This is a genomic window from Escherichia sp. E1V33 (assembly GCF_004211955.1).
In the GTDB taxonomy this organism is placed as follows: domain Bacteria; phylum Pseudomonadota; class Gammaproteobacteria; order Enterobacterales; family Enterobacteriaceae; genus Escherichia.
The window spans coordinates 19,014-43,962 of the sequence record NZ_RHJI01000015.1; the positions used below are offsets into that span (position 1 = coordinate 19,014).

Annotated in this window: 25 protein-coding genes, 1 pseudogene and 1 riboswitch; of the genes and pseudogenes, 12 read left to right on the forward strand and 14 right to left on the reverse strand. The window is 51.6% G+C overall.

Annotated features, from left to right (window positions below; translation table 11 throughout):
* Positions 1-54: 54 nt before the first annotated feature.
* Entirely contained in the window at positions 55-675 is a 621-nt protein-coding gene (locus D9742_RS14100; RefSeq protein ID WP_130237311.1) for a TIGR04211 family SH3 domain-containing protein, read from the reverse strand.
* A gap of 239 nt (positions 676-914) precedes the next feature.
* Between D9742_RS14100 and ygiF the strand changes: the two genes are divergently transcribed.
* From ygiF to hldE, 3 genes are read left to right on the forward strand one after another with little or no spacing between them, the layout of a single operon-like run.
* Positions 915-2,216 (forward strand): inorganic triphosphatase, encoded by a 1,302-nt coding sequence (gene ygiF, locus D9742_RS14105; protein WP_130237312.1) that lies wholly within the window; start codon positions 915-917, stop codon positions 2,214-2,216.
* A 22-nt stretch (positions 2,217-2,238) separates the two neighbouring features.
* Positions 2,239-5,079 (forward strand): bifunctional [glutamate--ammonia ligase]-adenylyl-L-tyrosine phosphorylase/[glutamate--ammonia-ligase] adenylyltransferase, encoded by a 2,841-nt coding sequence (glnE, locus tag D9742_RS14110; protein WP_130237313.1) that lies wholly within the window; start codon positions 2,239-2,241, stop codon positions 5,077-5,079.
* 47 nt (positions 5,080-5,126) lie between these two features.
* Entirely contained in the window at positions 5,127-6,560 is a 1,434-nt protein-coding gene (gene hldE / locus D9742_RS14115; protein WP_130237314.1) for a bifunctional D-glycero-beta-D-manno-heptose-7-phosphate kinase/D-glycero-beta-D-manno-heptose 1-phosphate adenylyltransferase HldE, read from the forward strand.
* Between the two features lie 120 nt (positions 6,561-6,680).
* On the opposite strand, the gene D9742_RS14120 is transcribed toward hldE, so the two are convergent.
* The 4 genes and pseudogenes from D9742_RS14120 to D9742_RS14135 form a co-directional block, all read right to left on the reverse strand.
* Positions 6,681-6,740: a type I toxin-antitoxin system Ibs family toxin gene (locus D9742_RS14120; RefSeq protein ID WP_130237485.1), complete on the reverse strand. Its 60-nt coding sequence runs from the start codon at positions 6,738-6,740 to the stop codon at positions 6,681-6,683.
* A 316-nt stretch (positions 6,741-7,056) separates the two neighbouring features.
* On the reverse strand, positions 7,057-7,116 hold the full coding sequence (locus D9742_RS14125; RefSeq protein WP_100733770.1) for a type I toxin-antitoxin system Ibs family toxin: 60 nt from the start codon (positions 7,114-7,116) through the stop codon (positions 7,057-7,059).
* A 239-nt stretch (positions 7,117-7,355) separates the two neighbouring features.
* Positions 7,356-9,017, reverse strand: coding sequence for a flotillin family protein (locus D9742_RS14130; protein WP_130237315.1), 1,662 nt, complete (start codon positions 9,015-9,017; stop codon positions 7,356-7,358).
* A 26-nt stretch (positions 9,018-9,043) separates the two neighbouring features.
* Positions 9,044-9,674 (reverse strand): annotated as a pseudogene (locus D9742_RS14135) (OB-fold-containig protein).
* A 267-nt stretch (positions 9,675-9,941) separates the two neighbouring features.
* On the opposite strand from D9742_RS14135, the gene glgS reads away from it, so the two are divergent.
* Positions 9,942-10,142 carry a cell surface composition regulator GlgS gene (gene glgS, locus D9742_RS14140; RefSeq protein ID WP_064529619.1) on the forward strand — a complete coding sequence of 67 codons (201 nt, stop codon included), beginning with the start codon at positions 9,942-9,944 and terminating at the stop codon, positions 10,140-10,142.
* Between the two features lie 34 nt (positions 10,143-10,176).
* Here glgS and ubiK read toward each other — a convergent pair whose 3' ends face one another.
* Entirely contained in the window at positions 10,177-10,476 is a 300-nt protein-coding gene (ubiK, locus tag D9742_RS14145; protein ID WP_064529620.1) for a ubiquinone biosynthesis accessory factor UbiK, read from the reverse strand.
* Between the two features lie 121 nt (positions 10,477-10,597).
* Positions 10,598-10,746, forward strand: a riboswitch (FMN riboswitch).
* Positions 10,747-10,850: 104 nt separating this feature from the next.
* Between ubiK and ribB the strand changes: the two genes are divergently transcribed.
* Together ribB and yqiD are read left to right on the forward strand one after the other, a co-directional pair.
* On the forward strand, positions 10,851-11,504 hold the full coding sequence (ribB, locus tag D9742_RS14150) for a 3,4-dihydroxy-2-butanone-4-phosphate synthase (protein WP_130237317.1): 654 nt from the start codon (positions 10,851-10,853) through the stop codon (positions 11,502-11,504).
* Between the two features lie 263 nt (positions 11,505-11,767).
* Positions 11,768-11,938 carry a protein YqiD gene (gene yqiD / locus D9742_RS23175; protein ID WP_165382779.1) on the forward strand — a complete coding sequence of 57 codons (171 nt, stop codon included), beginning with the start codon at positions 11,768-11,770 and terminating at the stop codon, positions 11,936-11,938.
* Positions 11,939-11,992: 54 nt separating this feature from the next.
* On the opposite strand, the gene zupT is transcribed toward yqiD, so the two are convergent.
* Positions 11,993-12,766, reverse strand: coding sequence for a zinc transporter ZupT (zupT, locus tag D9742_RS14155; RefSeq protein ID WP_001439213.1), 774 nt, complete (start codon positions 12,764-12,766; stop codon positions 11,993-11,995).
* Between the two features lie 142 nt (positions 12,767-12,908).
* On the opposite strand from zupT, the gene ygiD reads away from it, so the two are divergent.
* Positions 12,909-13,697 carry a 4,5-DOPA dioxygenase extradiol gene (gene ygiD, locus D9742_RS14160; protein ID WP_205712875.1) on the forward strand — a complete coding sequence of 263 codons (789 nt, stop codon included), beginning with the start codon at positions 12,909-12,911 and terminating at the stop codon, positions 13,695-13,697.
* A gap of 37 nt (positions 13,698-13,734) precedes the next feature.
* On the opposite strand, the gene D9742_RS14165 is transcribed toward ygiD, so the two are convergent.
* The 3 genes from D9742_RS14165 to tolC all read right to left on the reverse strand — a co-directional run bounded on the left by D9742_RS14165 (position 13,735) and on the right by tolC (position 17,198).
* Complete coding sequence (locus D9742_RS14165; protein ID WP_097512912.1) at positions 13,735-14,895, reverse strand: glutathionylspermidine synthase family protein; 1,161 nt, start codon at positions 14,893-14,895, stop codon at positions 13,735-13,737.
* Positions 14,896-14,900: 5 nt separating this feature from the next.
* Complete coding sequence (locus D9742_RS14170) at positions 14,901-15,572, reverse strand: DUF1190 family protein (RefSeq protein ID WP_130237319.1); 672 nt, start codon at positions 15,570-15,572, stop codon at positions 14,901-14,903.
* A 144-nt stretch (positions 15,573-15,716) separates the two neighbouring features.
* On the reverse strand, positions 15,717-17,198 hold the full coding sequence (tolC, locus tag D9742_RS14175) for an outer membrane channel protein TolC (protein ID WP_130237320.1): 1,482 nt from the start codon (positions 17,196-17,198) through the stop codon (positions 15,717-15,719).
* A 204-nt stretch (positions 17,199-17,402) separates the two neighbouring features.
* Here tolC and nudF point away from each other — a divergent pair, with 204 nt between their 5' ends.
* Genes nudF through parE form a run of 5 tightly spaced genes read left to right on the forward strand, consistent with a single transcriptional unit; the run spans position 17,403 to position 21,809 of the window.
* Positions 17,403-18,032, forward strand: a complete 630-nt coding sequence (nudF, locus tag D9742_RS14180) for an ADP-ribose diphosphatase (protein ID WP_130237321.1) — start codon at positions 17,403-17,405, stop codon at positions 18,030-18,032.
* A complete protein-coding gene (locus tag D9742_RS14185; protein WP_000833390.1) occupies positions 18,033-18,455 on the forward strand; it encodes a DUF1249 family protein in 423 nt (140 codons plus the stop codon).
* A gap of 24 nt (positions 18,456-18,479) precedes the next feature.
* A complete protein-coding gene (cpdA, locus tag D9742_RS14190) occupies positions 18,480-19,307 on the forward strand; it encodes a 3',5'-cyclic-AMP phosphodiesterase (RefSeq protein WP_130237322.1) in 828 nt (275 codons plus the stop codon).
* On the forward strand, positions 19,307-19,888 hold the full coding sequence (gene yqiA / locus D9742_RS14195) for an esterase YqiA (protein ID WP_000105733.1): 582 nt from the start codon (positions 19,307-19,309) through the stop codon (positions 19,886-19,888). Before cpdA ends, yqiA begins: the two co-directional genes overlap by 1 nt.
* A gap of 28 nt (positions 19,889-19,916) precedes the next feature.
* Entirely contained in the window at positions 19,917-21,809 is a 1,893-nt protein-coding gene (gene parE / locus D9742_RS14200) for a DNA topoisomerase IV subunit B (RefSeq protein ID WP_130210353.1), read from the forward strand.
* 47 nt (positions 21,810-21,856) lie between these two features.
* Here parE and D9742_RS14205 read toward each other — a convergent pair whose 3' ends face one another.
* From D9742_RS14205 to qseB, 4 genes are all read right to left on the reverse strand, one after another.
* The gene (locus D9742_RS14205; protein WP_130237323.1) at positions 21,857-22,171 is read right to left on the reverse strand and encodes a putative quinol monooxygenase; all 315 of its coding nucleotides are present in this window, start codon (positions 22,169-22,171) and stop codon (positions 21,857-21,859) included.
* 30 nt (positions 22,172-22,201) lie between these two features.
* Entirely contained in the window at positions 22,202-22,783 is a 582-nt protein-coding gene (gene mdaB / locus D9742_RS14210; protein WP_000065441.1) for an NADPH:quinone oxidoreductase MdaB, read from the reverse strand.
* A 109-nt stretch (positions 22,784-22,892) separates the two neighbouring features.
* A complete protein-coding gene (gene qseC / locus D9742_RS14215) occupies positions 22,893-24,242 on the reverse strand; it encodes a quorum sensing histidine kinase QseC (protein ID WP_130237324.1) in 1,350 nt (449 codons plus the stop codon).
* Positions 24,239-24,898 (reverse strand): quorum sensing response regulator transcription factor QseB, encoded by a 660-nt coding sequence (gene qseB, locus D9742_RS14220; protein WP_130237325.1) that lies wholly within the window; start codon positions 24,896-24,898, stop codon positions 24,239-24,241. Before qseB ends, qseC begins: the two co-directional genes overlap by 4 nt.
* Between the last annotated feature and the right edge of the window lie 51 nt (positions 24,899-24,949).

Sequence of the window (24,949 nt, forward strand, 5' to 3'; positions counted from 1 at the left end):
CCTTCGTCAAATACACAATTCCTAATAATAAGACAGTGCAACGAAGAAGGCGATTTAGTTCATCCAGCGATCTTTGCGTTTGCGCGTTGGGATCAGGTGCGGCAGTATCAGACCGAGCAGCAAGCCAAGCCCCAGCACTCCGCCGCCATACATAAACCATTGCATGATGATGGTGCGCTGTTTGTCATCTAACTGCACGCTGGCGGCATCGACCTTTTTCTGTGCGACAATCAGCTCGTTTTTCAGTTTCTGATTTTCTTCTTTTAACCCGTTGATCACGCTGTCACTTTGCGCCACTTTTTGCTGCATTTCTGCAGTGCGCTGATTCCAGGTGTTATCAATATTGGTGAGCTTATCGGTCAGCGTTTTGACCTGATTTTCCAGTACTGGTACACGGGTGCGCAGGCTTGGCTCGGTATTAAGCTCTTTTAACGGGATCCAGGCGGTACGGCCGGAGCTGTCTTTCACCTGGGCATAATTGGTGTTGGCGTCAGTTTGTAATAAGGTTACTTCCTCGCCCGCGTTAACCGTGCCCACGAGGCGATAATTATCCCCCGGACCGCTACGGACCCAGGTGTTTAGTTCGTCAGAAACATAGCGCTTTTCTTCGGCGTGCGAGACGGCAGTGGCGCTAAGTGCAAGTATAGTTAATCCGATCAGGCGTAATTTTGGCATCAGGCTGTCGTTATTGTCTGGGAAAGTGGAACGATAGTAGTGGCATCAGTGTCGCTACGCAAAGCATTCGCTATCAATCGGAATCCTCTGTGTCAGGTGCCACAGCTTCAATCTTTTACGCCCGTCAAATTGCCCGTTGCATGGCAATTTGGCGCAAAATACTATCTACTGACAAAAAAGATCGCATTAAGTTCGCCGTTCATCGTCACTAATGTGACATAACCGGATAAGTAAAGGCCATGGCTCAGGAAATCGAATTAAAGTTTATTGTTAATCACAGTGCCGTTGAGGCGTTGCGTGACCATCTCAATACGCTGGGCGGCGAGCACCATGACCCCGTGCAGTTGCTGAATATTTACTACGAAACGCCGGATAACTGGCTGCGTGGGCACGACATGGGCTTACGTATTCGTGGCGAAAACGGTCGCTATGAGATGACCATGAAAGTCGCAGGAAGAGTGACAGGCGGCTTACACCAGCGCCCGGAATATAATGTGGCGTTGAGCGAACCGACGCTTGACCTGTCGCAGTTGCCGACGGAAGTCTGGCCGAACGGCGAATTACCTGCCGATCTCGCTTCCCGCGTACAACCGCTGTTCAGCACCGATTTTTATCGCGAAAAATGGCTGGTGGAAGTAGATGGCAGCCAGATTGAAATCGCCCTCGACCAGGGCGAGGTGAAGGCCGGAGAATTTGCTGAACCTATCTGCGAGCTGGAACTGGAACTACTTAGCGGCGATACGCGCGCGGTGCTGAAACTGGCAAACCAACTGGTATCGCAAACTGGTTTACGCCAGGGCAGCCTGAGCAAGGCGGCGCGTGGCTATCATCTGGCGCAGGGTAATCCTGTGCGTGAAATCAAACCCACCACCATTTTGCATGTTGCGGCAAAAGCTGATGTAGAGCAGGGGCTGGAAGCGGCGCTAGAGCTGGCGTTAGCGCAATGGCAGTACCATGAAGAGTTGTGGATACGCGGCAACGAGGCGGCGAAAGAGCAGGTGCTGGCAGCAATCGGCCTGGTTCGCCATACCCTGATGCTGTTCGGGGGGATCGTGCCGCGTAAAGCGAGTACTCACTTACGTGATCTGCTGACTCAATGCGAGGCGACCATTGCTTCTGCAGTTTCGGCCGTGACGGCGGTTTATTCTACCGAAACGGCAATGGCGAAACTGGCGCTGACCGAATGGCTGGTGACTAAAGCCTGGCAGCCGTTTTTAGATGCCAAAGCACAGGGCAAAATTAGTGATTCCTTTAAACGCTTTGCCGATATCCATCTCTCTCGCCATTCCGCTGAATTGAAAAGCGTTTTTTGCCAGCCTTTGGGCGATCGCTACCCTGACCAGTTACCGCGCCTGACGCGTAGTATTGACTCAATACTGCTGCTGGCCGGTTACTACGATCCTCTCGTCGCGCAAGCCTGGCTGGAGAACTGGCAGGGGCTGCGTCACGCCATTGCGAGCGGGCAACGCATTGAAATTGAACATTTCCGCAATGAGGCAAACAATCAGGAACCGTTCTGGTTGCACAGCGGAAAACGTTAATCTGGCAAGGATAAAATCGCTTATGAAGCCGCTCTCTTCACCGTTACAGCAGTACTGGCAGACCGTTGTTGAGCGTCTGCCAGCGCCTTTGGCTGAGGAATCACTTAGTGCACAGGCGAAGTCAGTACTTACTTTCAGTGATTTTGTGCAGGATAGCGTAATTGCGCATCCAGAGTGGCTGACGGAGCTGGAAAGCGAGCCGCTACAAGCCGATGAATGGCAGTATTACGGCAAGTGGTTACAGGAGGCACTCAGTAATGTGAGTGACGAGGCCGGGTTAATGCGTGAATTGCGGCTGTTCCGGCGGCGCATTATGGTGCGCATCGCCTGGGCGCAAACGCTGGCGCTGGTCGCGGAAGAGAGCATTTTGCAGCAGCTCAGCCATCTCGCTGAGACGCTGATTGTTGCGGCGCGTGACTGGCTGTATGACGCCTGCTGTCGTGAGTGGGGAACGCCATGTAATGCGCAGGGCGAAGCGCAACCGCTGCTGATTTTAGGCATGGGTAAGCTGGGCGGTGGGGAACTGAATTTCTCCTCAGATATCGATCTGATTTTTGCCTGGCCGGAACATGGTTGCACACAGGGCGGACGCCGCGAACTGGATAACGCCCAGTTTTTTACCCGCATGGGGCAGCGGCTGATTAAAGTGCTGGATCAACCGACGCAAGATGGCTTTGTCTATCGCGTAGATATGCGCCTGCGTCCGTTTGGCGAAAGTGGCCCGCTGGTGCTGAGCTTTGCCGCGCTGGAAGATTATTACCAGGAGCAGGGGCGTGACTGGGAGCGTTACGCGATGGTCAAGGCGCGGATTATGGGTGATAGCGACGGCGCTTATGCTAACGAATTGCGTTCGATGCTGCGCCCGTTTGTTTTTCGTCGTTACATCGATTTCAGCGTGATTCAGTCTCTGCGCAACATGAAAGGAATGATTGCCCGTGAAGTGCGTCGACGCGGTTTGACCGACAACATCAAACTTGGCGCGGGTGGCATTCGTGAAATTGAATTTATCGTCCAGGTATTCCAGCTCATTCGCGGCGGGCGCGAACCGTCGTTGCAATCGCGCTCTTTACTGCCAACGCTCAGCGCCATTGCCGCGCTACATCTGCTTTCTGAAAACGATGCTGAACAATTGCGAGTGGCATATCTGTTCCTGCGGCGTCTGGAAAACCTGCTGCAAAGCATTAATGACGAACAAACCCAGACGCTTCCTGGTGATGAGCTTAACCGTGCGCGGCTGGCGTGGGCGATGGACTTTGCTGACTGGCCGCAACTGACCGGAGCGCTGACCGGACATATGGCCAATGTGCGTCGGGTGTTTAACGAACTGATTGGTGACGACGAAAGCGAAAGCCAGGAAGAGACTCTGTCGGAGCAGTGGCGTGAGCTGTGGCAGGATGCATTGCAGGAAGATGACACCACGCCCGTGCTGGCGCATCTTAGTGAAGATGATCGCAAACAGGTGCTGACGCTGATTGCCGATTTCCGCAAAGAGCTGGATAAGCGCACTATCGGGCCGCGAGGACGTCAGGTACTCGACCATCTCATGCCGCATTTGTTAAGTGACGTATGTGCGCGTAACGATGCCGTCGTCACGCTGTCGCGCATTACCGCCTTGCTGGTGGGGATTGTCACTCGTACGACCTATCTTGAACTGCTTAGTGAATTTCCCGCGGCGCTTAAACATTTGATTTCGCTGTGCGCCGCATCGCCGATGATTGCCAGCCAGCTGGCGCGTTATCCGTTATTGCTGGATGAACTGCTCGATCCAAACACCCTCTACCAGCCGACAGCGACGGATGCCTATCGCGACGAATTGCGCCAGTATTTGCTGCGCGTGCCGGAAGATGACGAAGAACAACAGCTTGAGGCGCTGCGTCAGTTTAAACAGGCGCAACTGTTACGCATCGCCGCAGCGGATATTGCCGGTACGTTGCCGGTAATGAAAGTGAGCGATCACTTAACCTGGCTGGCGGAGGCAATGATCGATGCGGTGGTCCAGCAAGCGTGGGTTCAAATGGTTGCCCGTTACGGAAAGCCGACTCACCTGAATGAACGTGAAGGTCGCGGCTTTGCGGTGGTCGGCTACGGTAAGCTGGGCGGCTGGGAGTTAGGCTACAGTTCAGATCTTGACCTGATCTTTCTCCATGATTGCCCGATGGATGTAATGACGGACGGCGAGCGGGAAATCGACGGGCGGCAGTTTTATCTGCGTCTGGCGCAACGCATTATGCATCTGTTCAGCACGCGTACTTCTTCCGGCATTTTGTACGAAGTGGATGCACGGCTACGCCCGTCCGGGGCGGCGGGAATGCTGGTGACTTCCGTAGAAGCATTTGCTGATTATCAGAAAAACGAAGCCTGGACGTGGGAGCATCAGGCGCTGGTGCGTGCTCGCGTGGTATATGGTGATCCACAATTGACCGCGCAATTCGACGCGGTACGCCGGGAGATTATGACGCTGCCGCGTGAAGGCAAAACCTTACAGACTGAAGTGCGGGAAATGCGCGAGAAAATGCGCGCCCATCTCGGCAATAAACATCGCGATCGCTTTGATATCAAAGCCGATGAAGGTGGAATTACCGATATCGAATTTATTACCCAATATCTGGTGTTGCGCTACGCCCATGAAAAACCGAAGTTAACGCGCTGGTCAGACAACGTGCGCATTCTGGAACTGCTGGCGCAAAACGACATTATGGAAGAGCAGGAAGCGATGGCGCTGACCCGTGCTTACACTACGCTGCGCGATGAACTTCATCATCTGGCATTACAAGAGTTGCCGGGCCATGTGCCGGAGGATTGCTTCGCTGCAGAGCGTGATCTGGTGCGGGCAAGCTGGCAGAAGTGGCTGGTTGAGGAATGAAATATGGTATTATCGCGCGCAAATTTTGAATCTCTCAGGAGACAGGAATGAAAGTAACGCTGCCAGAGTTTGAACGTGCAGGAGTGATGGTGGTTGGTGATGTGATGCTGGATCGTTACTGGTACGGTCCCACCAGCCGTATCTCGCCGGAAGCGCCAGTACCCGTGGTTAAAGTGAATACCATCGAAGAACGTCCGGGCGGCGCGGCTAACGTGGCGATGAACATCGCTTCTCTCGGTGCAAACGCACGCCTGGTGGGGCTGACTGGTATTGATGATGCGGCGCGTGCGCTCAGTAAAGCGTTGGCCGACGTGAACGTAAAATGCGACTTCGTTTCTGTGCCGACGCATCCGACAATCACCAAACTGCGGGTGCTTTCCCGTAACCAACAGCTGATCCGCCTGGATTTCGAAGAAGGTTTCGAAGGTGTTGATCCGCAGCCGCTGCATGAGCGGATTAATCAGGCTCTCGGTGCGATTGGCGCGCTGGTGCTTTCTGACTATGCGAAAGGTGCGCTGGCAAGCGTACAGCAGATGATCCAACTGGCGCGTAAAGCGGGCGTTCCGGTGCTGATTGATCCAAAAGGCACTGATTTTGAACGCTACCGTGGCGCTACGCTGTTAACGCCGAATCTCTCCGAATTTGAAGCTGTTGTCGGTAAATGTAAGACCGAAGAAGAGATTGTTGAACGCGGCATGAAACTGATTGCCGACTACGAACTCTCTGCGCTGTTGGTAACCCGTTCCGAGCAGGGGATGACGCTGCTGCAACCGGGTAAAACGCCGCTGCATATGCCAACCCAGGCGCAGGAAGTGTATGACGTTACCGGTGCGGGCGACACGGTGATTGGCGTACTGGCGGCAACGCTGGCAGCGGGTAATTCGCTGGAAGAAGCCTGCTTCTTTGCCAATGCGGCGGCAGGTGTAGTGGTCGGCAAACTGGGCACTTCTACGGTTTCTCCCATTGAGCTGGAAAACGCAGTGCGCGGGCGCGCAGACACTGGCTTTGGCGTGATGACCGAAGAGGAACTGAAGCTGGCCGTAGCGGCGGCGCGTAAACGCGGTGAAAAAGTGGTGATGACCAATGGCGTCTTCGACATCCTCCACGCCGGGCATGTCTCCTATCTGGCAAACGCCCGCAAGCTGGGTGACCGCTTGATTGTCGCCGTCAACAGCGATGCCTCTACCAAACGCCTGAAAGGGGATTCTCGCCCGGTTAATCCGCTCGAACAGCGTATGATTGTGCTGGGTGCACTGGAAGCGGTCGACTGGGTGGTGTCGTTTGAAGAAGACACGCCGCAGCGCCTGATTGCTGGCATCCTGCCAGACCTGCTGGTGAAAGGTGGCGACTATAAACCGGAAGAGATCGCCGGGAGTAAAGAAGTCTGGGCCAACGGCGGTGAAGTGCTGGTGCTCAACTTTGAAGATGGTTGCTCAACGACCAACATTATTAAGAAGATCCAACAGGATAAAAAAGGCTAACCGGAAAGCGGTTCACAGATCTCGCTTCATACCTGGCGGGCCTATTGACGCTGTTGTTTTTTCAACCTAGAGTAAAGGAACAAGGGTAAGGGAGGATTTCTCCCCCCTCTGAATTGGTTGTTAATAAGCCTGGAAACTTATGAGTAACAACACAATCAGTATGATGACGAGCTTCATCATAACCCTTTCCTTCTGTAAGGCCCCTTCCTCGGGAGGGGCTTTCCCGTTTCAGCCCCTTGCTGACTTCCCGATTGTTGATGAGCGCCGGACCCCGCGCAATGCTTTCCCTGAGGCAGTTTTGCCTTCCCCGAGCAGTCACGCAAAACGTTGCAACAACCTGATCATTTGCAGTTTTTAGCGGAACGCATATATAAAAAATCCCCGGCGTTTTGTGCCAGGGATGTGTGTTAATGAAACCTTCTTGACGCTGTTGTTTTTTCAACCTAGAGTAAAGGAACAAGGGTAAGGGAGGATTTCTCCCCCCTCTGAATGGCCGTTAATAAGCGTGGAAACTTATCAGTAACAGCACAATCAGTATGATGACGAACTTCATCATAACCCTTTCCTTCTGTAAGGCCCCTTCCTCGGGAGGGGCTTTCCCGTTTCAGCCCCTTGCTGACTCCCCGATTGTTGATTAGCGCCAGACCCCGCGCAACGCTTTCCCTGATGCAGTTTTTCCTTCCCCGAGCGGCCACGCAAAACGCTGCAACAACCTGATCATTTGCACTTTTTAGCGGAATGCAGATATAAAAAATCCCCGGCTTTTTGAGGCCGAGGATTTTTATAGCTGAAGATTTATTCTGCGTTTTCTGCGATGTGAGTCGTTGTGGTTAAGGGTGAAGTTAATGCCGCCAGCGAGCCGCCAGAAACACCGATTTCATTGAGCAAGGAGTCAATCAGCGGTGCCTGTGTGCGGTAAGAAAGCGCCGCTGATAATGCCTGTTCTGCCAGGTTTCCGCCACCAACGTTGCCTGATGCCGCATCCCCCGCAGCGCCCCCTCGGTTCAATCCATCGACCTGAATAATCTTGATGCCGTCGATTGACTTCATCGGTTCAACGGATTTCTCTATTACCGCAGGTAAAGACTGTAATAGCGCCAGTTTGAATTTAAGGCTGGTTTGCTCGTCAGAAAGTACGTTGATAGCGTCGTTCAGCGCACGTTGCGCTTCTGCTTCCGCCAGACCTTTTTTACGCGTAGCTTCAGCTAACTCAACGATCGCCGCCGCCTGCATCTCTGCCGCTTCTTTCTCTGCTTTCGCCCGCACGGTCAGTTCAACCGCTTTGGTTTCCGCATCCTGCGCTGCGGCAATCAGCGCTACCTGTTTGGCACGATCGGCTTCTGCTGTCTGGCGAGTGGTTTCTACGTTCTGCTGTGCGCTAACGGCTTCTGCTAAAGCCAGGTTTGCACGTGCTTCCGCCTGTGATTGTTGTTCCGATTTTGCAGCAATAGCGATCGATTTCGTCTGGTTGGCGATTTCGGTGACCTGCTGCTGTTCGATCTCTTTAATGCGAACCTCGCGTTCAGCCTCAACTTTTCTTGAGCGTACAGCCTGCTCGCGGTCGATTTCGGTTTCCTGTATTTGCCGTTCAGCCAGGATTCGCGTCTGTTCTGCCTCACGACGACGTTCAGCTTCAAAAGCAGCAATTTTCGCATTCTGCTCAGCGGTACGGGTTTTAACTTGCTGCTCCTGCTCAAGCGTCATAAACGCTTCTTGCTGTTCAATCTCCAGCTTGCGCGAAAGAGCGTCTCGATTTTTCTCACGCACCGCAACTTCTACATCCTGTTCAACTTCGTTACGCTCGCGACGACGGCGTTCCGTCTCCTGAGTTAGTTTGGTCAAACCTTCGGCGTCAAAGGCGTTGTTCGGGTTAAAATGCTCTTTCGAAGTCTGGTTAAAGTTGGTGAGTGAAACACTTTCCAGTTCCAGTCCGTTTTTCGACAAGTCTTCTGCCACGGTATTTTGAACACCCTGCACGAAGTTCTCGCGGGTGTCCTGTAATTCATGCATGGTCATTTGCGCAGCGGTGGCGCGTAGGGCATCGACGAATTTATCCTCGACCAGCATACGTAAATCTTCTGGTGATAGAGTACGTTGCCCCAGCGTCTGGGCCGCAGTGGCGATGCCCTCTACTGACGGTTTTACCCGTACAAAGAAAGCCACTACAACATCAACACGCATACGATCTTTCGTAATCAGGCTATCAATAGTAGAACGGCTGACTTCCAGCTTGAGCGTATTCATATTGATAGGAATGATTTCGTGGAAGATCGGCATTACGATTGCGCCGCCGCTCATTACCACTTTTTGCCCGCCTAACCCGGTACGAACAAATGCCTGCTCGGCAGATGCCCGACGATAAAGCCGCGCGAAAATAATACCGATAATAAACAGAACGCATACGGCGACAATCGCCATAAACATCCATGACGGTACTAAGTTAACAATATCATCCATTATTAAATTTCCTTTTGATTAAATATTTACAATATATTTGGCCAGGGATTTTTTTTCTGCCAAATACCGTGTTGCAGAAAGTCGGCAAATAATCAATACCTTGTCACCTTTGGTGAGGCTTTTTCCTTCTTCAGGTTCCAGTAATAAATAGTGTATTTGACCAAATTGATCGGTAAGTTTTCCTTCACAGGGTTTGCCAGATATTGCCTGATGACCGGTAATTAATGCCATGCAGCCAATATATTCTTTTTCTGTAATAGCAGAACTATGATCGCGAGGAATCCAGGGGGCGATTGTCTTGCCGATATAATGCACTGCAATAACAGTGAGCAGTAAACAAACAGGAACCACGAACAGGTTTGAGAGCGGGGCTTGCCAGACCGTCACGCAGGCATGCTGTAGAAGAATGCCGATAAGGCCAAAAAAACCAGCCAACAGGCAGAGGATGACGAGGGCTGGTAGCCTTCCAATATTAAGATAATGAAGTGCCTGACTAATATTACCTGTGGTTATGGAATCGTAATGATCAAGATGTGCGTCAAGAGCACCGGAGAGCATGTGACCGCAGACAATAGCAATTATTTCTAACAGGCCGATCAAAAGTACAAAGGAAATAGCGAAAAGATAAGGTGTGTTATAGTCGGCAAATAAAATCATCTGTCACTCCATCGTCCATTCAGTGACGCATTGTTTACTATGGTATGATTTCCTTCCTTACATTTATCTTTGCTAATAATAACATGCGTTAGCGAAATTTTAAAAGAGAAAGTCCATTAACGTTGTAATTATTTTTCAATAAAAAGTGTGATCCAAAACAATATATTTACGCACGTTATGTTTAAAGGCACTACACTGATTAAGGAATACTGAAATCAGAAAAAGCATATGGCCTTAAAAGGTATGCGATAACCGGAGGATGTGCTTATGGATCATGGTCTTAATTCTTTAAATAATTTCGATTTCTTAGCGCGTAGTTTTGCCAGAATGCATGCTGAAGGTCGACCGGTCGATATTCTGGCCGTCACTGGTAATATGGATGAAGAACACAGAACCTGGTTTTGCGCTCGTTATGCCTGGTATTGCCAGCAAATGACACAGTCAAGAGAACTGGAACTCGAACATTGATATTACGGGCCGTCAGGCCCGTTTTTGTGGTGCTTTATTCTGCTTTATCAACTGGCGGGATAGCGGGGGGAGATTGAACTTCTGCTGCCGGATTACTACGTGCTTCCAGTTCACTGATGCGCTGCTCCAGTAACGCCAGTTTCTCACGAGTCCGTAACAGGACCTGCGTCTGCACATCGAATTCTTCGCGGCTTACCAAATCGAGGCGAGTCAGCTGTGCTTGTAGGGTTTGGCGGATTTTTTTCTCCACATCTTCCCCGAACTCCCTGATTCCTTTAGGCATTGATTCGTGAACCTGGCGAGCAATTTGCTCAATTTTTTTCGGGTCAATCATTGTAGTTTCCCTGTACTGATAGGTGTTTAGTGCCATTGTAGTGCGATAAGGGTAAGTCATAAACCAGAATTATGTGAACCTATGCGTTGCTGCCGCTAATCATTAGCGTTATAGTGAATCCGCTTATTCTCAGGGCGGGGCGAAATTCCCCACCGGCGGTAAATCAACTCAGTTGAAAGCCCGCGAGCGCTTTGGGTGCGAACTCAAAGGACAGCAGATCCGGTGTAATTCCGGGGCCGACGGTTAGAGTCCGGATGGGAGAGAGTAACGATTCTGTCGGGCATGGACCCGCTCACGTTATTTTGGCTGTATGCCGCCACTCCTAAGACTGCCCTGATTCTGGTAACCATAATTTTAGTGAGGTTTTTTTTACCATGAATCAGACGCTACTTTCCTCTTTTGGTACGCCTTTCGAACGTGTTGAAAATGCACTGGTTGCGCTGCGTGAAGGACGCGGCGTAATGGTGCTTGATGATGAAGACCGTGAAAACGAAGGCGATATGATCTTCCCGGCAGAAACCATGACCGTTGAGCAGATGGCTCTGACCATCCGCCACGGTAGCGGTATTGTTTGCTTGTGTATCACCGAAGATCGCCGTAAACAACTCGATCTGCCAATGATGGTCGAAAATAATACCAGCGCCTATGGCACTGGTTTTACTGTGACCATTGAAGCTGCTGAAGGTGTGACTACCGGTGTTTCTGCCGCTGACCGTATCACGACCGTTCGCGCTGCGATTGCTGACGGTGCTAAACCTTCAGATTTGAATCGTCCTGGCCACGTTTTCCCACTGCGCGCGCAGGCGGGTGGAGTACTTACTCGTGGCGGTCATACTGAAGCGACTATTGATCTGGTGACGCTGGCAGGCTTTAAACCTGCAGGTGTGCTGTGTGAACTGACTAATGACGATGGCACCATGGCCCGCGCGCCAGAGTGCATTGAGTTTGCCAACAAACACAATATGGCGCTGGTCACTATTGAGGATCTGGTTGCATACCGTCAGGCGCATGAGCGCAAAGCCAGCTGAAAATAACGGCTAAAACTGGCGCGATAATCAAAGAAACCGAAGCTGTAGAAGGCTTCGGTTTTATTTTGCCCTTACCCTGCTGAATGTAAATTTCACCTCTTTATCTATGAGTAAATTTCACTAATATCAGCCAATCTTTTTCATTATGATCAAAATCATATAAATGTTCCGTTATTATGCGACCATATAAATATATCCGAAAATGGATATGTGAAATTTATGCGCTAAGTGTTTGGTATTGTTAAATATTAAGGGTAAAAAGGATGTTTATCTCCTGGTACTGGATTGTATTGATTGCGCTGGTTGTGGTGGGGTATTTCCTGCATTTGAAACGTTATTGTCGGGCGTTTCGCCAGGACAGAGACGCACTGCTTGAAGCGAGAAACAAATACTTAAACAGTGCGAGAGAAGAGACAGCAGAAAAGCTTGAGTAGTGTTTCTGTGATGCCTGCAGATGTTGTCCAGCATGGACAACATCTGAAGTTGTTTCAACCAATTCCCGCCGTTTGTAACAGCACTAAACTAAATCCCATTACTGACATCCCACACAGCACGCCATAGCTGGGGTTATTATTGGGATCAATCTCTTTGGCTAACGGCATTAATTCGTCCACGGAGAGCGCCACCATAATTCCTGCAACCGCCGCCATGATTGCCGCCATTACCACAGGGGAAATCATGCTACCGAGGATTAACCACGCCAGAACGCCGCCGAGAATTTCCGCCAGCCCAGAAATCCCCGCCCACAGAATCGCGGTGCGTTTCGACCCCGTTGCCGCGTAAACCGGCCCCGCAACCGCCAGACCCTCAGGAATATTGTGCAACGCTACGGCCAGTGCAATGCCAAAGCCCAGCTCCAGATTACTGCTTGCCGTGACAAAGGTCGCTATCCCTTCCGGGAAGTTATGCAGACTGATTCCAAGAGTGAGCAGAATGGCAGTGCGCTTGATCGATTTGGGCAACGGTTGCACCGATTTTTGCATTAAATCCTGCGGATGCGCATGCGGCAACATGCGGTCCAGACCAAAATAGCCCAGCAGACCAAAGATAAATATCCCGTAGCCCAGAACGGGGGACATTCCTTCGGCGGCTAATGCGGCAGGGAGCATCTCCATCAATGAGATAAGCAACATGATCCCCGCCGCAAACCCCAGCGAAAATGCCAGCAGTCGGTTCGAGGGTTTTTGCCCGAGAACGCCGAGAAACGCGCCAATAAACGTGGCTGCCCCCGCCAGTATGGTCAGAATGAGAGGTACTGACATCGACAACTCCTTATAAATCTTCACCTTCAGGCAGATCGTCAAAATAACTGATGATGATCATCATTGTTATCCGGGTTCTTACTCCGCCGAACAAGCGTATTGTGAGGATATCAAAATGACACCTTTAGTTAAGGATATCATCATGTCTTCAACACGTATGCCAGCATTGTTTTTAGGTCACGGTAGTCCGATGAACGTGCTGGAAGATAATTTGTATACCCGTAGCTGGCAGAAGTTGGGGATGACATTGCCACGCCCGAAAGCGATTGTCGTGGTTTCGGCTCACTGGTTTACCCGTGGAACAGGGGTGACTGCGATGGAGATGCCGTCAACGATTCATGACTTTGGCGGTTTTCCGCAGGCGCTGTACGACACCCATTATCCGGCACCTGGCTCACCGGCTTTGGCTCAGCGACTGGTTGAGTTGTTAGCGCCAGTACCTGTCACACTGGATAAAGAAGCCTGGGGCTTTGACCACGGCTCGTGGGGTGTGCTGATTAAGATGTATCCGCAAGCGGATATCCCGATGGTGCAGTTGAGTATCGACAGTAGCAAACCTGCCGCCTGGCATTTCGAAATGGGGCGCAAACTCGCGGCGCTGCGTGATGAAGGGATAATGTTAGTTGCCAGTGGCAACGTGGTGCATAACCTGCGTACAGTGAAGTGGCACGGTGATAGTTCACCGTATCCGTGGGCGACGTCGTTTAATGAGTATGTGAAAGCGAATCTGACGTGGCAAGGGCCGGTAGAGCAGCATCCTCTGGTGAATTATCTCGACCATGAAGGTGGCGCGTTATCGAACCCAACGCCGGAACACTATCTGCCGTTGTTGTATGTGTTAGGTGCGTGGGATGGGCAGGAGCCGATTACCATTCCGGTCGATGGCATAGAAATGGGCAGTTTAAGTATGTTATCGGTGCAGATAGGTTAACAATTACCGGATGGCGAATGCCATCCGGCATCATTGATTACTCAACAAAAATATGCGGATAAAACCGAGACATATCCTGGGTGATTAACGCACGGTCTTCACGAATCCCAATCCCGGCAGGTTGATCATTCACCAGCCAGCTACCAATCAGCATATAGCTATCACCGAATTTCGGTAACGGATGGAATTGCTGAACAATCATGCCTTCTTCGCCATACGGACCTTCCGCTGCTTCAATGGTTTTGCCATTCTCGATGATCGACACGTTTGCGCCTTCACGCGAGAAGATCGGTTTAACCACATATTTTTCCATTTCTGGATGATCATCTTCCGCAAAATAAGCGGGTAGCAGGTTCGGGTGATTCGGGAACATCTCCCACAACAGCGGCAGAAGCGCTTTGTTGGAGATAATGCTCTTCCACGCCGGTTCCAGCCAGCGTACGCCAGCATCTTCCAGCTTGGTGGAGAACATTTCGCGCAACATAAATTCCCACGGATACAGCTTGAACAGGTTGGAAATAACCTGATCCTGTAAATCCGTGAACTGGCCTTTTTCGCCTAAACCGATATCGTCGATGTAGAGGAACTCGGTGGCGATTTCAGCTTCGGTTGCGCAGTCCTGCAAATACTGAATGGTACCGCGATCTTCCACTGTATCGCGACAACAGGTGAGATGAAGCAACTGGAAGCCATACTGTTCACGCAGCTCGACAAAGCGATCAATAAGCTTTTCTTGCAGACTGTTAAACTGGTCGCTGCCTTCCGGCAGGTTGCCCGCGTTAAGCTGATCTTCCAGCCAGATCCACTGAAAGAACGCCGCTTCGTATAGTGACGTTGGCGTATCGGCGTTATTTTCCAGAAGTTTAGGTTCGCCAGTGCCATCCCACGCCAGATCAAGACGCGAATAAAGCGACGGCTGGTGAGTCAGCCATGACTGACGCACAAAACTCCAGGTGTGTTTTGGAATGCGGAATTTGGTCATCAGCTCATCGCTGGCGATCACTTTTTCCACCACTTTCAGGCACATCTGGTGCAGTTCGGCAGTGACTTCTTCCAGCTTTTCAACCTGGGCGAGGGTCAACTTGTAGTAAGCATCTTCACACCAGTACGGTTCGCCGTACATGGTGTGAAAATTGAAACCGTATTCGTGGGCTTTTTCGCGCCAGTCCGGACGCTCGGTAATACTGACTCTTTCCATCGGTATCAGCCACCCATTGAACGAGAAGAGGTGCCGGTTGCGCTACGCTGCATAGTGCTTTGTTTGGCAACAGATTCACCAAAACCGCCACGGGTAACGGTAGTGGTGGTCGCCGGTTTTGGTGCCATTGCAGTCTTCGGTACGGTCATGGTGCGGCCTGGCTGGGCTGCGCCATAGTTTTTACCGGTCGCGTCGGTATATTTACCGTACGCCGGGCTGGCTGGATTCTTCGAGGAGAACAACGGCTGTTGCGCAAAGCCCGCGCCGCCGCCCATCAGACGCCCCATCATGTAACCTGCCATCAGCGGCATCCAGAAACTCCCGCTGGATTGCTGGGCCTGCGCCTGGTTTTCTGGTGCCATGCCAGCCTGGGCAGGTGCCTGCTGGCACTGACCTTCGCCAAATTCGGCAATACAGTCTTCACGAGTGGCGTATTTCGGCGCAGTACGTTCTGCTTCTTTCAGCGCATTGTTGTACGCGGTGGTACATTCGGCGCTTTTGCCTGGGTTTGCGGCTGAACAATCGTCCGCATTTTGATACAGAGACACTGTTTCATCACTCTTTTCACAGCCAGCCAGCGTAAAAACAGTGGCAACCGCGAGAGCGACTGGTGTCAGATGGCGTGCGCTCCAGTTTTTGCGGAACGATGCGTGGCGTATGGATTTTGTCCGTTTCATTTTTGTCTTCCGGGACCAGTGGTAAATACCCATCAGAATAGAGGATGGCTGGTCGAAATTGAAGCGAGAAGGGGGAAGAATGCGGCAGATAACCTGTATCTTTACGTTGCCTTACGTTCAGACGGGGCCGAAGCCCCGTCGTCGTCAGTTACGGAAAGGGTTATGACCGTTACTGGTGGTAGTGCGTGCGGATGCTTGCTGCACGGCTGGTGCCGGGCTATCAGGCGCATAGCCATCAGCGATAGCATTTTGTTCCGGCGTTTGCGGCGCGACGTTTTCCGGGTTAGTGGAAACCGGCTTGCTTAGTGCATTGTTCAGTGCCAGCAGATCCTGCTCGTTCAACGTACCCAGAGCTGACTTAATATTCAGTTGGTTAATCAGGTAGTTATAACGTGCATTCGCCAGTTCCTGCTTGGCGTTGTACAGTGTAGTGGTCGCATCCAACACGTCAACAATGGTACGCGTACCAACCGAGTAGCCCGCTTCCATCGCGTCTAAAGAGCTTTGGGCGGAAACCACGGCTTGTTTGTAGGCGTTAATGCTACTGATAGATGCATTAATGTTGTTGAAGGAGGAACGTACGGTCTGCACGACGCTACGATGGGCGCTTTCCAGTTGCTCGCTGGCACCAACAAAGTTGTACTGTGCCTGTTTCACCTGCGAGTTAACCATTCCGCCCTGATAAATCGGCAGCGAGAAGCTCAGGCCCACTTTGTTCTGGCCCATATTGCTGTCGTCATACTGGCCTGCAGTCGCACCACGGGTTTTCGAGCCGCTATAAGAGGTGTCAGAAATTCCGGTAGAGGCCGTTAAATCCAGAGTCGGTAAGTGACCATCCTGCGCCAGGCGAATTTGCTCGCGCGCCAGGTCCTGGCTTAAACGGGCCTGTAACAGGGACAGGTTGCGTTTTTCGGCTTCTTTCAGCAGGGCGTTAACCGGCTGTGGTTTGTCAGTCTTGAAGTTTTCGACATTCAGCGCTGCCAGTTCCGGGTAGTAGTTACCGGTGATCTGACGCAGCTGCTCTACCGCGTTATCGAGGTTATTACGTGCGGTCACTTCGTTCGCCAACACGGTATCGTACTGTGCGCGGGCGTTTTGCACGTCGGTTATCGCCACCAGGCCCACGTTAAAGCGTTGGGTGGTTTGATCTAACTGACGGTAGATTGCCTCTTTTTGTGCCTGAGTATAAGAAAGTACGTCAATGGCATTCAACACGTTGAAATAAGCGGTCGCGGTGTTGAGGATCAAAGTTTGTTGATCGGTCTGATAAGTGACGTCCTGAATACCGGCAGCTTTTTCCTGCAAGGTCAGCGCACGCCATTTCGACATATCGAAAATGGACTGGGTCAACTGCAGGGACGCACTGGTTGCGTTAGAGTTGATGCCGTTCGCGTCGCGGTAACCGTTGCTGTAGGTGTAATCTGCACCTAAACCTAGCTGTGGCAGTAATGGACTGCGTGCTTCATTAATTTTTTCAAAGGCAGCATCACGATCGGCGGCAGACTTACGCAATTCCGGGTTACTAAGGCGTGCTTGCTGATAAACTTGCATCAGGTTCTCGGCCTGGCTCAACGAACTGAACCCAGAAAGGCTCAGGCCGATAAGAATGGGGAGCAATTTCTTCATTTGCATTCCTTGTGGTGAAGCAGTATTTAGCGCGATCAAACTGTAAAATTATTGCGGATTCTAGCAGAAGCCGCTACCGCAAAAGGTTGGCGTTACGTGCCATAGGGCGTTAATGTGCCTCAATTTAACACATGACTGCTCAAACGGCAGTCAAACGTCGCTGAAATTCACATTTTATTCACTATTAGTGCCAGGACATTAGCCATGCTTAAGCCAGACAACCTGCCCGTTACATTTGGCAAAAACGATGTAGAAATTATTGCACGAGAAACACTTTATCGCGGCTTTTTTTCATTAGATCTTTATAGATTTCGTCATCGTTTATTCAACGGGCAAATGAGTCATGAGGTCCGGCGGGAAATTTTTGAACGCGGTCACGCCGCAGTCTTGCTACCCTTTGACCCAGTGCGCGATGAAGTTGTACTGATTGAACAGATACGAATTGCCGCGTATGACACCAGCGAAACGCCCTGGTTACTGGAAATGGTTGCCGGGATGATTGAAGAAGGTGAGAGTGTGGAAGATGTTGCCCGTCGCGAAGCGATTGAAGAGGCGGGACTAAAAGTGAAACGGACCAAACCGGTGTTAAGTTTCCTGGCAAGCCCGGGCGGCACCAGCGAGCGTTCGTCTATTATGGTGGGCGAAGTGGACGCCACGACCGCAAGCGGTATTCATGGTCTGGCAGATGAAAACGAAGATATTCGCGTTCATGTGGTAAGTCGGGAACAGGCATACCAATGGGTAGAAGAGGGGAAAATCGACAACGCAGCGTCGGTCATCGCTTTGCAATGGCTGCAACTGCATCATCAAGAGTTAAAAAATGAGTGGGCATAAATGAAGCGTTACACACCTGATTTTCCTGAAATGATGCGCCTGTGCGAGATGAATTTTTCACAATTGCGCCGTTTGTTACCGCGCAATGACGCACCCGGTGAAACTGTAAGCTATCAGGTGGCAAACGCACAATATCGGCTAACGATTGTGGAATCGACCCGATACACTACCCTGGTGACTATTGAACAGATTGCGCCAGCGATCAGTTACTGGAGCCTTCCGTCGATGACGGTGCGTCTGTATCATGACGCGATGGTGGCTGAAGTGTGTTCAAGTCAGCAGATTTTTCGCTTCAAAGCGCGGTATGATTATCCTAATAAAAAGTTGCATCAACGCGACGAAAAGCATCAAATTAATCAGTTTTTAGCGGACTGGTTGCGATACTGTTTAGCACATGGAGCGATGGCGATTCCGGTTTATTAGCGTCGTGAAACCTAAGGACACCATTTGGAAAGCCTGTTAACCCTTCCTCTGGCTGGTGAGGCCAGAGTCAGGATTTTACAAATTACCGATACTCACCTGTTTGCGCAAAAGCACGAAGCCCTGTTAGGGGTGAACACCTGGGAAAGCTACCAGGCCGTGCTGGAGGCGATTCGCCCACACCAGCATGAATTCGACCTGATTGTCGCGACAGGTGATTTAGCGCAGGATCAAACGGCTGCGGCCTATCAGCACTTCGCTGAAGGCATCGCAAGCTTGCGTGCGCCCTGCGTCTGGCTGCCGGGCAACCATGATTTCCAGCCTGCGATGTACAGCGCGCTACAGGAAGCGGGTATATCTTCAGCGAAACGCGTGTTTATCGGTGAACAGTGGCAAATCCTGTTGCTGGACAGCCAGGTGTTTGGCGTACCGCACGGTGAGTTGAGCGAGTTTCAACTCGAGTGGCTGGAACGTAAACTGGCTGATGCGCCAGAGCGCCATACCTTGCTTTTGCTGCATCATCATCCGTTGCCTGCGGGCTGTAGCTGGCTTGACCAACACAGTCTGCGTAACGCGGGTGAACTGGATAACGTGCTGGTGAAGTTTCCGCACGTCAAATATCTGTTATGCGGCCACATCCATCAGGAACTGGATCTCGACTGGAACGGTCGTCGCCTGCTGGCAACGCCATCGACCTGCGTGCAGTTTAAGCCGCACTGTTCCAACTTCACGCTGGACACCATCGCGCCCGGTTGGCGTACGCTGGAACTCCATGCAGATGGCACCCTGACCACAGAAGTACACCGCCTGGCAGATTCCCGTTTCCAACCAGATACCGCTTCAGAAGGTTACTGATGTCGACGCTTCTTTATTTACACGGTTTCAATAGTTCGCCGCGTTCTGCGAAAGCGAGCTTGTTGAAAAACTGGCTGGCGGAACATCACCCTGACGTTGAGATGATCATTCCGCAGTTGCCGCCGTATCCTTCCGATGCGGCAGAACTGCTTGAATCCATTGTGCTGGAACATGGCGGTGATTCGCTGGGGATTGTTGGTTCGTCACTGGGCGGGTATTACGCCACCTGGTTGTCGCAATGTTTTATGCTGCCTGCAGTGGTGGTAAACCCGGCGGTGCGCCCGTTTGAACTGCTGACGGACTATCTCGGTCAGAACGAGAACCCCTACACCGGGCAGCAATATGTGCTAGAGTCTCGCCATATTTACGATCTCAAAGTCATGCAGATTGACCCGCTGGAAGCGCCGGATTTGATCTGGCTGCTGCAACAGACGGGAGATGAAGTGCTGGATTACCGCCAGGCGGTGGCGTACTACGCCTCCTGCCGCCAGACCGTAATAGAAGGCGGCAACCACGCATTCACGGGCTTCGAAGATTATTTCAACCCGATCGTCGATTTTCTTGGTCTGCACCATCTCTGACGATCAACTCGAATTACTAACTTAAACCATGACGCAAACTTATAACGCTGATGCCATTGAGGTACTCACCGGGCTTGAGCCGGTTCGCCGCCGTCCGGGGATGTATACCGATACCACTCGCCCTAACCATTTGGGGCAAGAAGTTATTGATAACAGTGTGGATGAAGCACTGGCCGGTCACGCAAAACGCGTGGACGTTATTTTACATGCTGACCAGTCGCTGGAAGTGATTGACGATGGCCGTGGGATGCCGGTGGATATTCACCCGGAAGAAGGTGTTCCGGCGGTAGAACTGATTCTTTGCCGTTTGCACGCGGGCGGTAAATTCTCTAACAAAAACTACCAGTTCTCTGGCGGTCTGCACGGCGTGGGGATCTCGGTGGTTAACGCCCTGTCGAAGCGCGTAGAAGTTAACGTGCGCCGCGATGGTCAGATTTATAACATCGCCTTTGAAAATGGCGAAAAGGTGCAGGATTTGCAGGTTGTCGGTACTTGCGGTAAACGCAACACAGGCACCAGCGTGCACTTCTGGCCGGATGAAACTTTCTTTGACAGCCCGCGCTTCTCTGTTTCCCGTCTTACACATGTGCTGAAAGCCAAAGCGGTACTGTGCCCGGGCGTTGAGATTACTTTTAAAGATGAGATCAACAATACCGAACAACGTTGGTGCTATCAGGACGGTCTGAACGATTACCTCGCGGAAGCGGTGAATGGCCTGCCGACGCTGCCGGAAAAACCGTTTATCGGTAATTTTTCTGGCGATACCGAAGCGGTGGACTGGGCGCTACTGTGGCTGCCGGAAGGCGGTGAACTGCTGACCGAAAGCTACGTCAACCTGATCCCAACGATGCAGGGCGGTACGCACGTTAACGGTTTGCGTCAGGGCCTGCTGGATGCGATGCGCGAGTTCTGCGAATACCGCAACATTCTGCCGCGCGGCGTGAAGCTGTCGGCGGAAGATATCTGGGATCGCTGCGCCTATGTGCTGTCAGTAAAAATGCAGGATCCGCAGTTTGCCGGACAGACCAAAGAGCGTCTCTCTTCGCGTCAGTGCGCGGCATTCGTTTCTGGCGTGGTGAAAGATGCCTTCACCTTGTGGTTGAACCAGAACGTTCAGGCGGCTGAACTGCTGGCGGAGATGGCGATTTCCAGCGCCCAGCGTCGTATGCGTGCCGCTAAAAAAGTGGTGCGTAAAAAGCTGACCAGCGGACCGGCGCTGCCTGGAAAATTGGCTGACTGTACCGCGCAGGATCTTAACCGTACCGAACTGTTTCTTGTCGAAGGTGACTCCGCAGGCGGCTCCGCCAAGCAGGCGCGCGATCGTGAATATCAGGCGATCATGCCATTGAAAGGTAAGATCCTTAACACCTGGGAAGTCTCTTCCGACGAAGTGCTGGCCTCGCAGGAAGTGCATGATATTTCGGTGGCGATCGGTATTGATCCTGACAGCGACGATCTTAGCCAACTGCGTTATGGCAAGATCTGTATCCTGGCGGATGCTGACTCAGATGGTCTGCACATTGCCACGTTGCTCTGCGCCTTGTTTGTAAAACACTTCCGTACGCTGGTGAAACACGGTCACGTATATGTAGCGCTACCACCGCTCTATCGCATTGACCTAGGCAAAGAGGTCTATTACGCCTTGACGGAAGAAGAGAAAGAGGGCGTGCTCGAGCAATTAAAACGCAAGAAAGGCAAGCCAAATGTCCAGCGTTTTAAAGGTCTGGGTGAAATGAACCCGCTGCAACTACGTGAAACCACGCTCGACCCGAACACTCGCCGTCTGGTGCAGTTGACCATTGACGATGAAGATGATCAGCGTACCGACGCGATGATGGACATGCTGTTGGCGAAGAAACGCTCGGAAGACCGCCGTAACTGGTTGCAAGAGAAAGGCGACATGGCGGAGATTGAAGTTTAAAGAAAGGAACATTGCCCGGTCAGGATGGCCGGGCAAACAAGGCGGGTTTAAATCCCCGGTTGCAGGATGCGGATATTCATCTCCAGCACATCGCCTTTTACGGCTTCGCTGTACGCTTTCATGTGCGGGGTCTGCAAGTGCGCTTCAAGATGCGCGATGCTTTCCCACTGCTCAATCATCACGATAGAATCCGGCGCCAGAGACTGGAAACCAACGCCAGCAGCGTAATCCACCATCGGCGCATAGCCGTGGCAACCTTCTTCCTTCAGTACGGTCGGAACGATTTTAGCAAACTGATCCAATACCGCCTGACGGTGATGTTGGCCAGGACGAGTACGGATTTCTGCGATTACTGTAAGCATGGTTAACTCCTTCTAAAGCCAGAGCCCTAGTTAACCAAAAATCTCTACAAGATGCTTGCGATATTCTTCAGTATAGCGGGGAACATCAGGCATTTTTATCACGTCATTAGCGATAAATGTTGGCAGCGGTTCCATACCGAGGAATTGGTTTGCTTTATGGAACGGCAGATACACACCGTCAACGCCAACGCCGTGGAAGAATTGGTCTTTTTCGGTGAAGGCTTCCATTGGTGCGTTCCAGGTCAGGGAAAGCATATATTTTTTGCCCTGCACCAGGCCGCCGGAGCCGTATTTTTTCGACGGGTCTTTACGAGTACGACCATCGCTGGCATACAGCGTGCCGTGACCTTCGGTGAACACATCATCGATATATTTCTTCACCGTCCACGGTGCGCCCATCCACCAACCAGGCATCTGCCAGATCACCACATCAGCCCAGAGAAAGTTTTGTACTTCCGCTTTGACATCGTAGTCGCTCTCAGCGCGAACGATGCGGACATCATGTCCGAGGTCGCGCAGCGTACCATCCGCGACTTCGGTCAGGGTGTCGTTCAGTTGACCATTAGAATGGGCGAATTTCTTCGCGCCGTTGATAATCAGGATGTTGCTCATTTTTTATCCTCAAGGTGAGACGTTTGCCGACTATAGTACGTCACCGAGCGGTACGGTGAAATTAGCAAAATGTGCAAAGTCTTTTGCGAATATTGCAAAAATATAACCGTTACCAGCTCACTTTCGCCTCAAATCCACCTTGTTTTGCATTCCCAAACTCAACATTCATGCCATGCAGCTTGGCGATTTGCCGGACAATCGACAGCCCAAGCCCGCTACCGGTGGCGGTTTGTCCTGGCGGGCGGTAGAAACGTTCACCGATTCGTTCCAGCGCCTCCGGCGTTACACCGGGACCGTTGTCTCTTACGGTGAAATTATCTGCATTCAGGGTGACGTCCACCACGCTGCCTTGTGGACTGTAGCGTACGGCGTTATCCAGCAGATTTCGTACCAGCAGACTTAACAATAGTGGTTGTCCTGTGCGTTTGATGCCGTGTGCGTTGAGCGTCAGCCGTACGTCAATTTTTGCCTGCTGCGCCGTATGGTAAATATCCATCACTGACGATTGCAGAAGATCTTCAAGCGGAATCTCCGCCACATCCTGAAGATTATCCAACGAGTCCAGTCGTGACAGGGTGAGCAACTGATCAACCAGGCGTGTGGCGCGATCGATCCCCGAATGTAATTGCATCAGTGCTTTTTTTCGTGCCTGTGGATCATCGTCAGAAAGCTGCGCGACTTCGGTTTGTACTTTCAACGCTGTTAACGGGCTACGCAATTCGTGGGCCGCGTCGGAAGTAAAACGGCGCTCACGGACCATCATCGCATGTGTGCGGGCGAACAGTTGATTCAACGACTCGACCAGTGGACGTACTTCGCTAGGTACGCCAGTAGCGTTAAGAGGTTTTTCCGAGTCAGGGTCACGCATACGTAGCGCCAGCGCCAGTTTGTTCAGCGGCGCGAGTTCACGCCCCAGTAGTACCATCATGATGATTAACATAATGGGCAGGGCGATAAGCCACGGGATCAGTTGTCCGATGACAATTGCCAGCGCCATGTCCTCGCGGTATTCCCACTCCTGACCCACTACAATGCGGTATTTCTCATCAGGAGATGTCATCCAGACAAAACGCCAGGGATCATCTTCATTTACCAGTTGACCGTTAGTAAATCCTTCACGTTGATAGCTGTAGGGAATATCTTTTCCGTTATCGCCATCATTGAGCACCATTTTGCCGTCGTGGGTAAAGATGGCAAAGGTCAATGCGTCGTCATCCACATGACCGTGTTTGAATTTATTTGGCGTCCGTGCCATGCGATCCGCAGCGTTAATCTCGTTGAGATCGAGCGTGCTTAACCGTTTGGCAAATAGCATCAGTTGGGTATCGAACAGTTCATCGACGTTATCCGTAGTTTGTTTCCAGGCGACAAAGCTGGAAAGCAACCAGGTCACCGAGGCCAGAATCAAAAAGATCAGCGTCAGCCTGACTCGCAGGCTAAGGCGTTGGGTAAATTTCATTTCTCACCTAATGTGTAGCCTATACCGTGAACAGTACGAATAAAGTCACTGCCAAGTTTGCGCCGCAGGTGATGTACATGCACTTCGACGGCATTGCTGGTGACCTCTTCGTCCCAGGTATACAGTTTTTCTTCAATTAGTTTGCGCGGCAGTACCCGACCGACGTTGCGCATCAGTAGTTCCAGCAGGGCAAACTCTTTTGGCTTTAACGTTAAGGATTCACCTGCCAGGGTGGCGATCCGTTTGCCGGGGTCGAGCATTACGTTACCGTGATGCAACTCATTACTGGCTTGCCCGTTGCTTCGACGCATTAGTGCTTCCAGCCTCGCGGCCACTTCTATCAACGCAAAAGGTTTGCACAGATAATCGTCGGCCCCCAGGCGCAAACCTTCCACGCGTTCGGCCAGAGCATCGCGCGCAGTCAGGATCAGTACTGGCTCACGCTGACCTTTACCCCGCCACTCACGTAAAATATCGCGACCATCCATTCCCGGTAAGGTGAGATCAAGGATCACCGCGTCATAAGGCGCGCTATAAAGCGCCTCTTTTCCCTGACGACCTTCCGTAAACCAGTCGACGCTAAAACCCATCTTACTCAGACCTGTTTTGATGCCATCGCCAATCAGCATGTCATCTTCTATCAGTAAAATTCGCATCTTTTCATCCCTGCGATAACTGTATTTGTTGCAAGTAAACCGTGTTGTAAC

Excerpts from the sequence above, each read along its gene's own strand:
- D9742_RS14100 (WP_130237311.1), bottom strand. The coding sequence starts at position 675 with ATGCCAAAATTACGCCTGATCGGATTAACTATACTTGCACTTAGCGCC.
- ygiF (WP_130237312.1), top strand. The coding sequence starts at position 915 with ATGGCTCAGGAAATCGAATTAAAGTTTATTGTTAATCACAGTGCCGTT.
- glnE (WP_130237313.1), top strand. The coding sequence starts at position 2,239 with ATGAAGCCGCTCTCTTCACCGTTACAGCAGTACTGGCAGACCGTTGTT.
- hldE (WP_130237314.1), top strand. The coding sequence starts at position 5,127 with ATGAAAGTAACGCTGCCAGAGTTTGAACGTGCAGGAGTGATGGTGGTT.
- D9742_RS14130 (WP_130237315.1), bottom strand. The coding sequence starts at position 9,017 with ATGGATGATATTGTTAACTTAGTACCGTCATGGATGTTTATGGCGATT.
- glgS (WP_064529619.1), top strand. The coding sequence starts at position 9,942 with ATGGATCATGGTCTTAATTCTTTAAATAATTTCGATTTCTTAGCGCGT.
- ubiK (WP_064529620.1), bottom strand. The coding sequence starts at position 10,476 with ATGATTGACCCGAAAAAAATTGAGCAAATTGCTCGCCAGGTTCACGAA.
- ribB (WP_130237317.1), top strand. The coding sequence starts at position 10,851 with ATGAATCAGACGCTACTTTCCTCTTTTGGTACGCCTTTCGAACGTGTT.
- yqiD (WP_165382779.1), top strand. The coding sequence starts at position 11,768 with ATGTTTATCTCCTGGTACTGGATTGTATTGATTGCGCTGGTTGTGGTG.
- zupT (WP_001439213.1), bottom strand. The coding sequence starts at position 12,766 with ATGTCAGTACCTCTCATTCTGACCATACTGGCGGGGGCAGCCACGTTT.
- ygiD (WP_205712875.1), top strand. The coding sequence starts at position 12,909 with ATGTCTTCAACACGTATGCCAGCATTGTTTTTAGGTCACGGTAGTCCG.
- D9742_RS14165 (WP_097512912.1), bottom strand. The coding sequence starts at position 14,895 with ATGGAAAGAGTCAGTATTACCGAGCGTCCGGACTGGCGCGAAAAAGCC.
- D9742_RS14170 (WP_130237319.1), bottom strand. The coding sequence starts at position 15,572 with ATGAAACGGACAAAATCCATACGCCACGCATCGTTCCGCAAAAACTGG.
- tolC (WP_130237320.1), bottom strand. The coding sequence starts at position 17,198 with ATGAAGAAATTGCTCCCCATTCTTATCGGCCTGAGCCTTTCTGGGTTC.
- nudF (WP_130237321.1), top strand. The coding sequence starts at position 17,403 with ATGCTTAAGCCAGACAACCTGCCCGTTACATTTGGCAAAAACGATGTA.
- D9742_RS14185 (WP_000833390.1), top strand. The coding sequence starts at position 18,033 with ATGAAGCGTTACACACCTGATTTTCCTGAAATGATGCGCCTGTGCGAG.
- yqiA (WP_000105733.1), top strand. The coding sequence starts at position 19,307 with ATGTCGACGCTTCTTTATTTACACGGTTTCAATAGTTCGCCGCGTTCT.
- parE (WP_130210353.1), top strand. The coding sequence starts at position 19,917 with ATGACGCAAACTTATAACGCTGATGCCATTGAGGTACTCACCGGGCTT.
- D9742_RS14205 (WP_130237323.1), bottom strand. The coding sequence starts at position 22,171 with ATGCTTACAGTAATCGCAGAAATCCGTACTCGTCCTGGCCAACATCAC.
- mdaB (WP_000065441.1), bottom strand. The coding sequence starts at position 22,783 with ATGAGCAACATCCTGATTATCAACGGCGCGAAGAAATTCGCCCATTCT.
- qseC (WP_130237324.1), bottom strand. The coding sequence starts at position 24,242 with ATGAAATTTACCCAACGCCTTAGCCTGCGAGTCAGGCTGACGCTGATC.
- qseB (WP_130237325.1), bottom strand. The coding sequence starts at position 24,898 with ATGCGAATTTTACTGATAGAAGATGACATGCTGATTGGCGATGGCATC.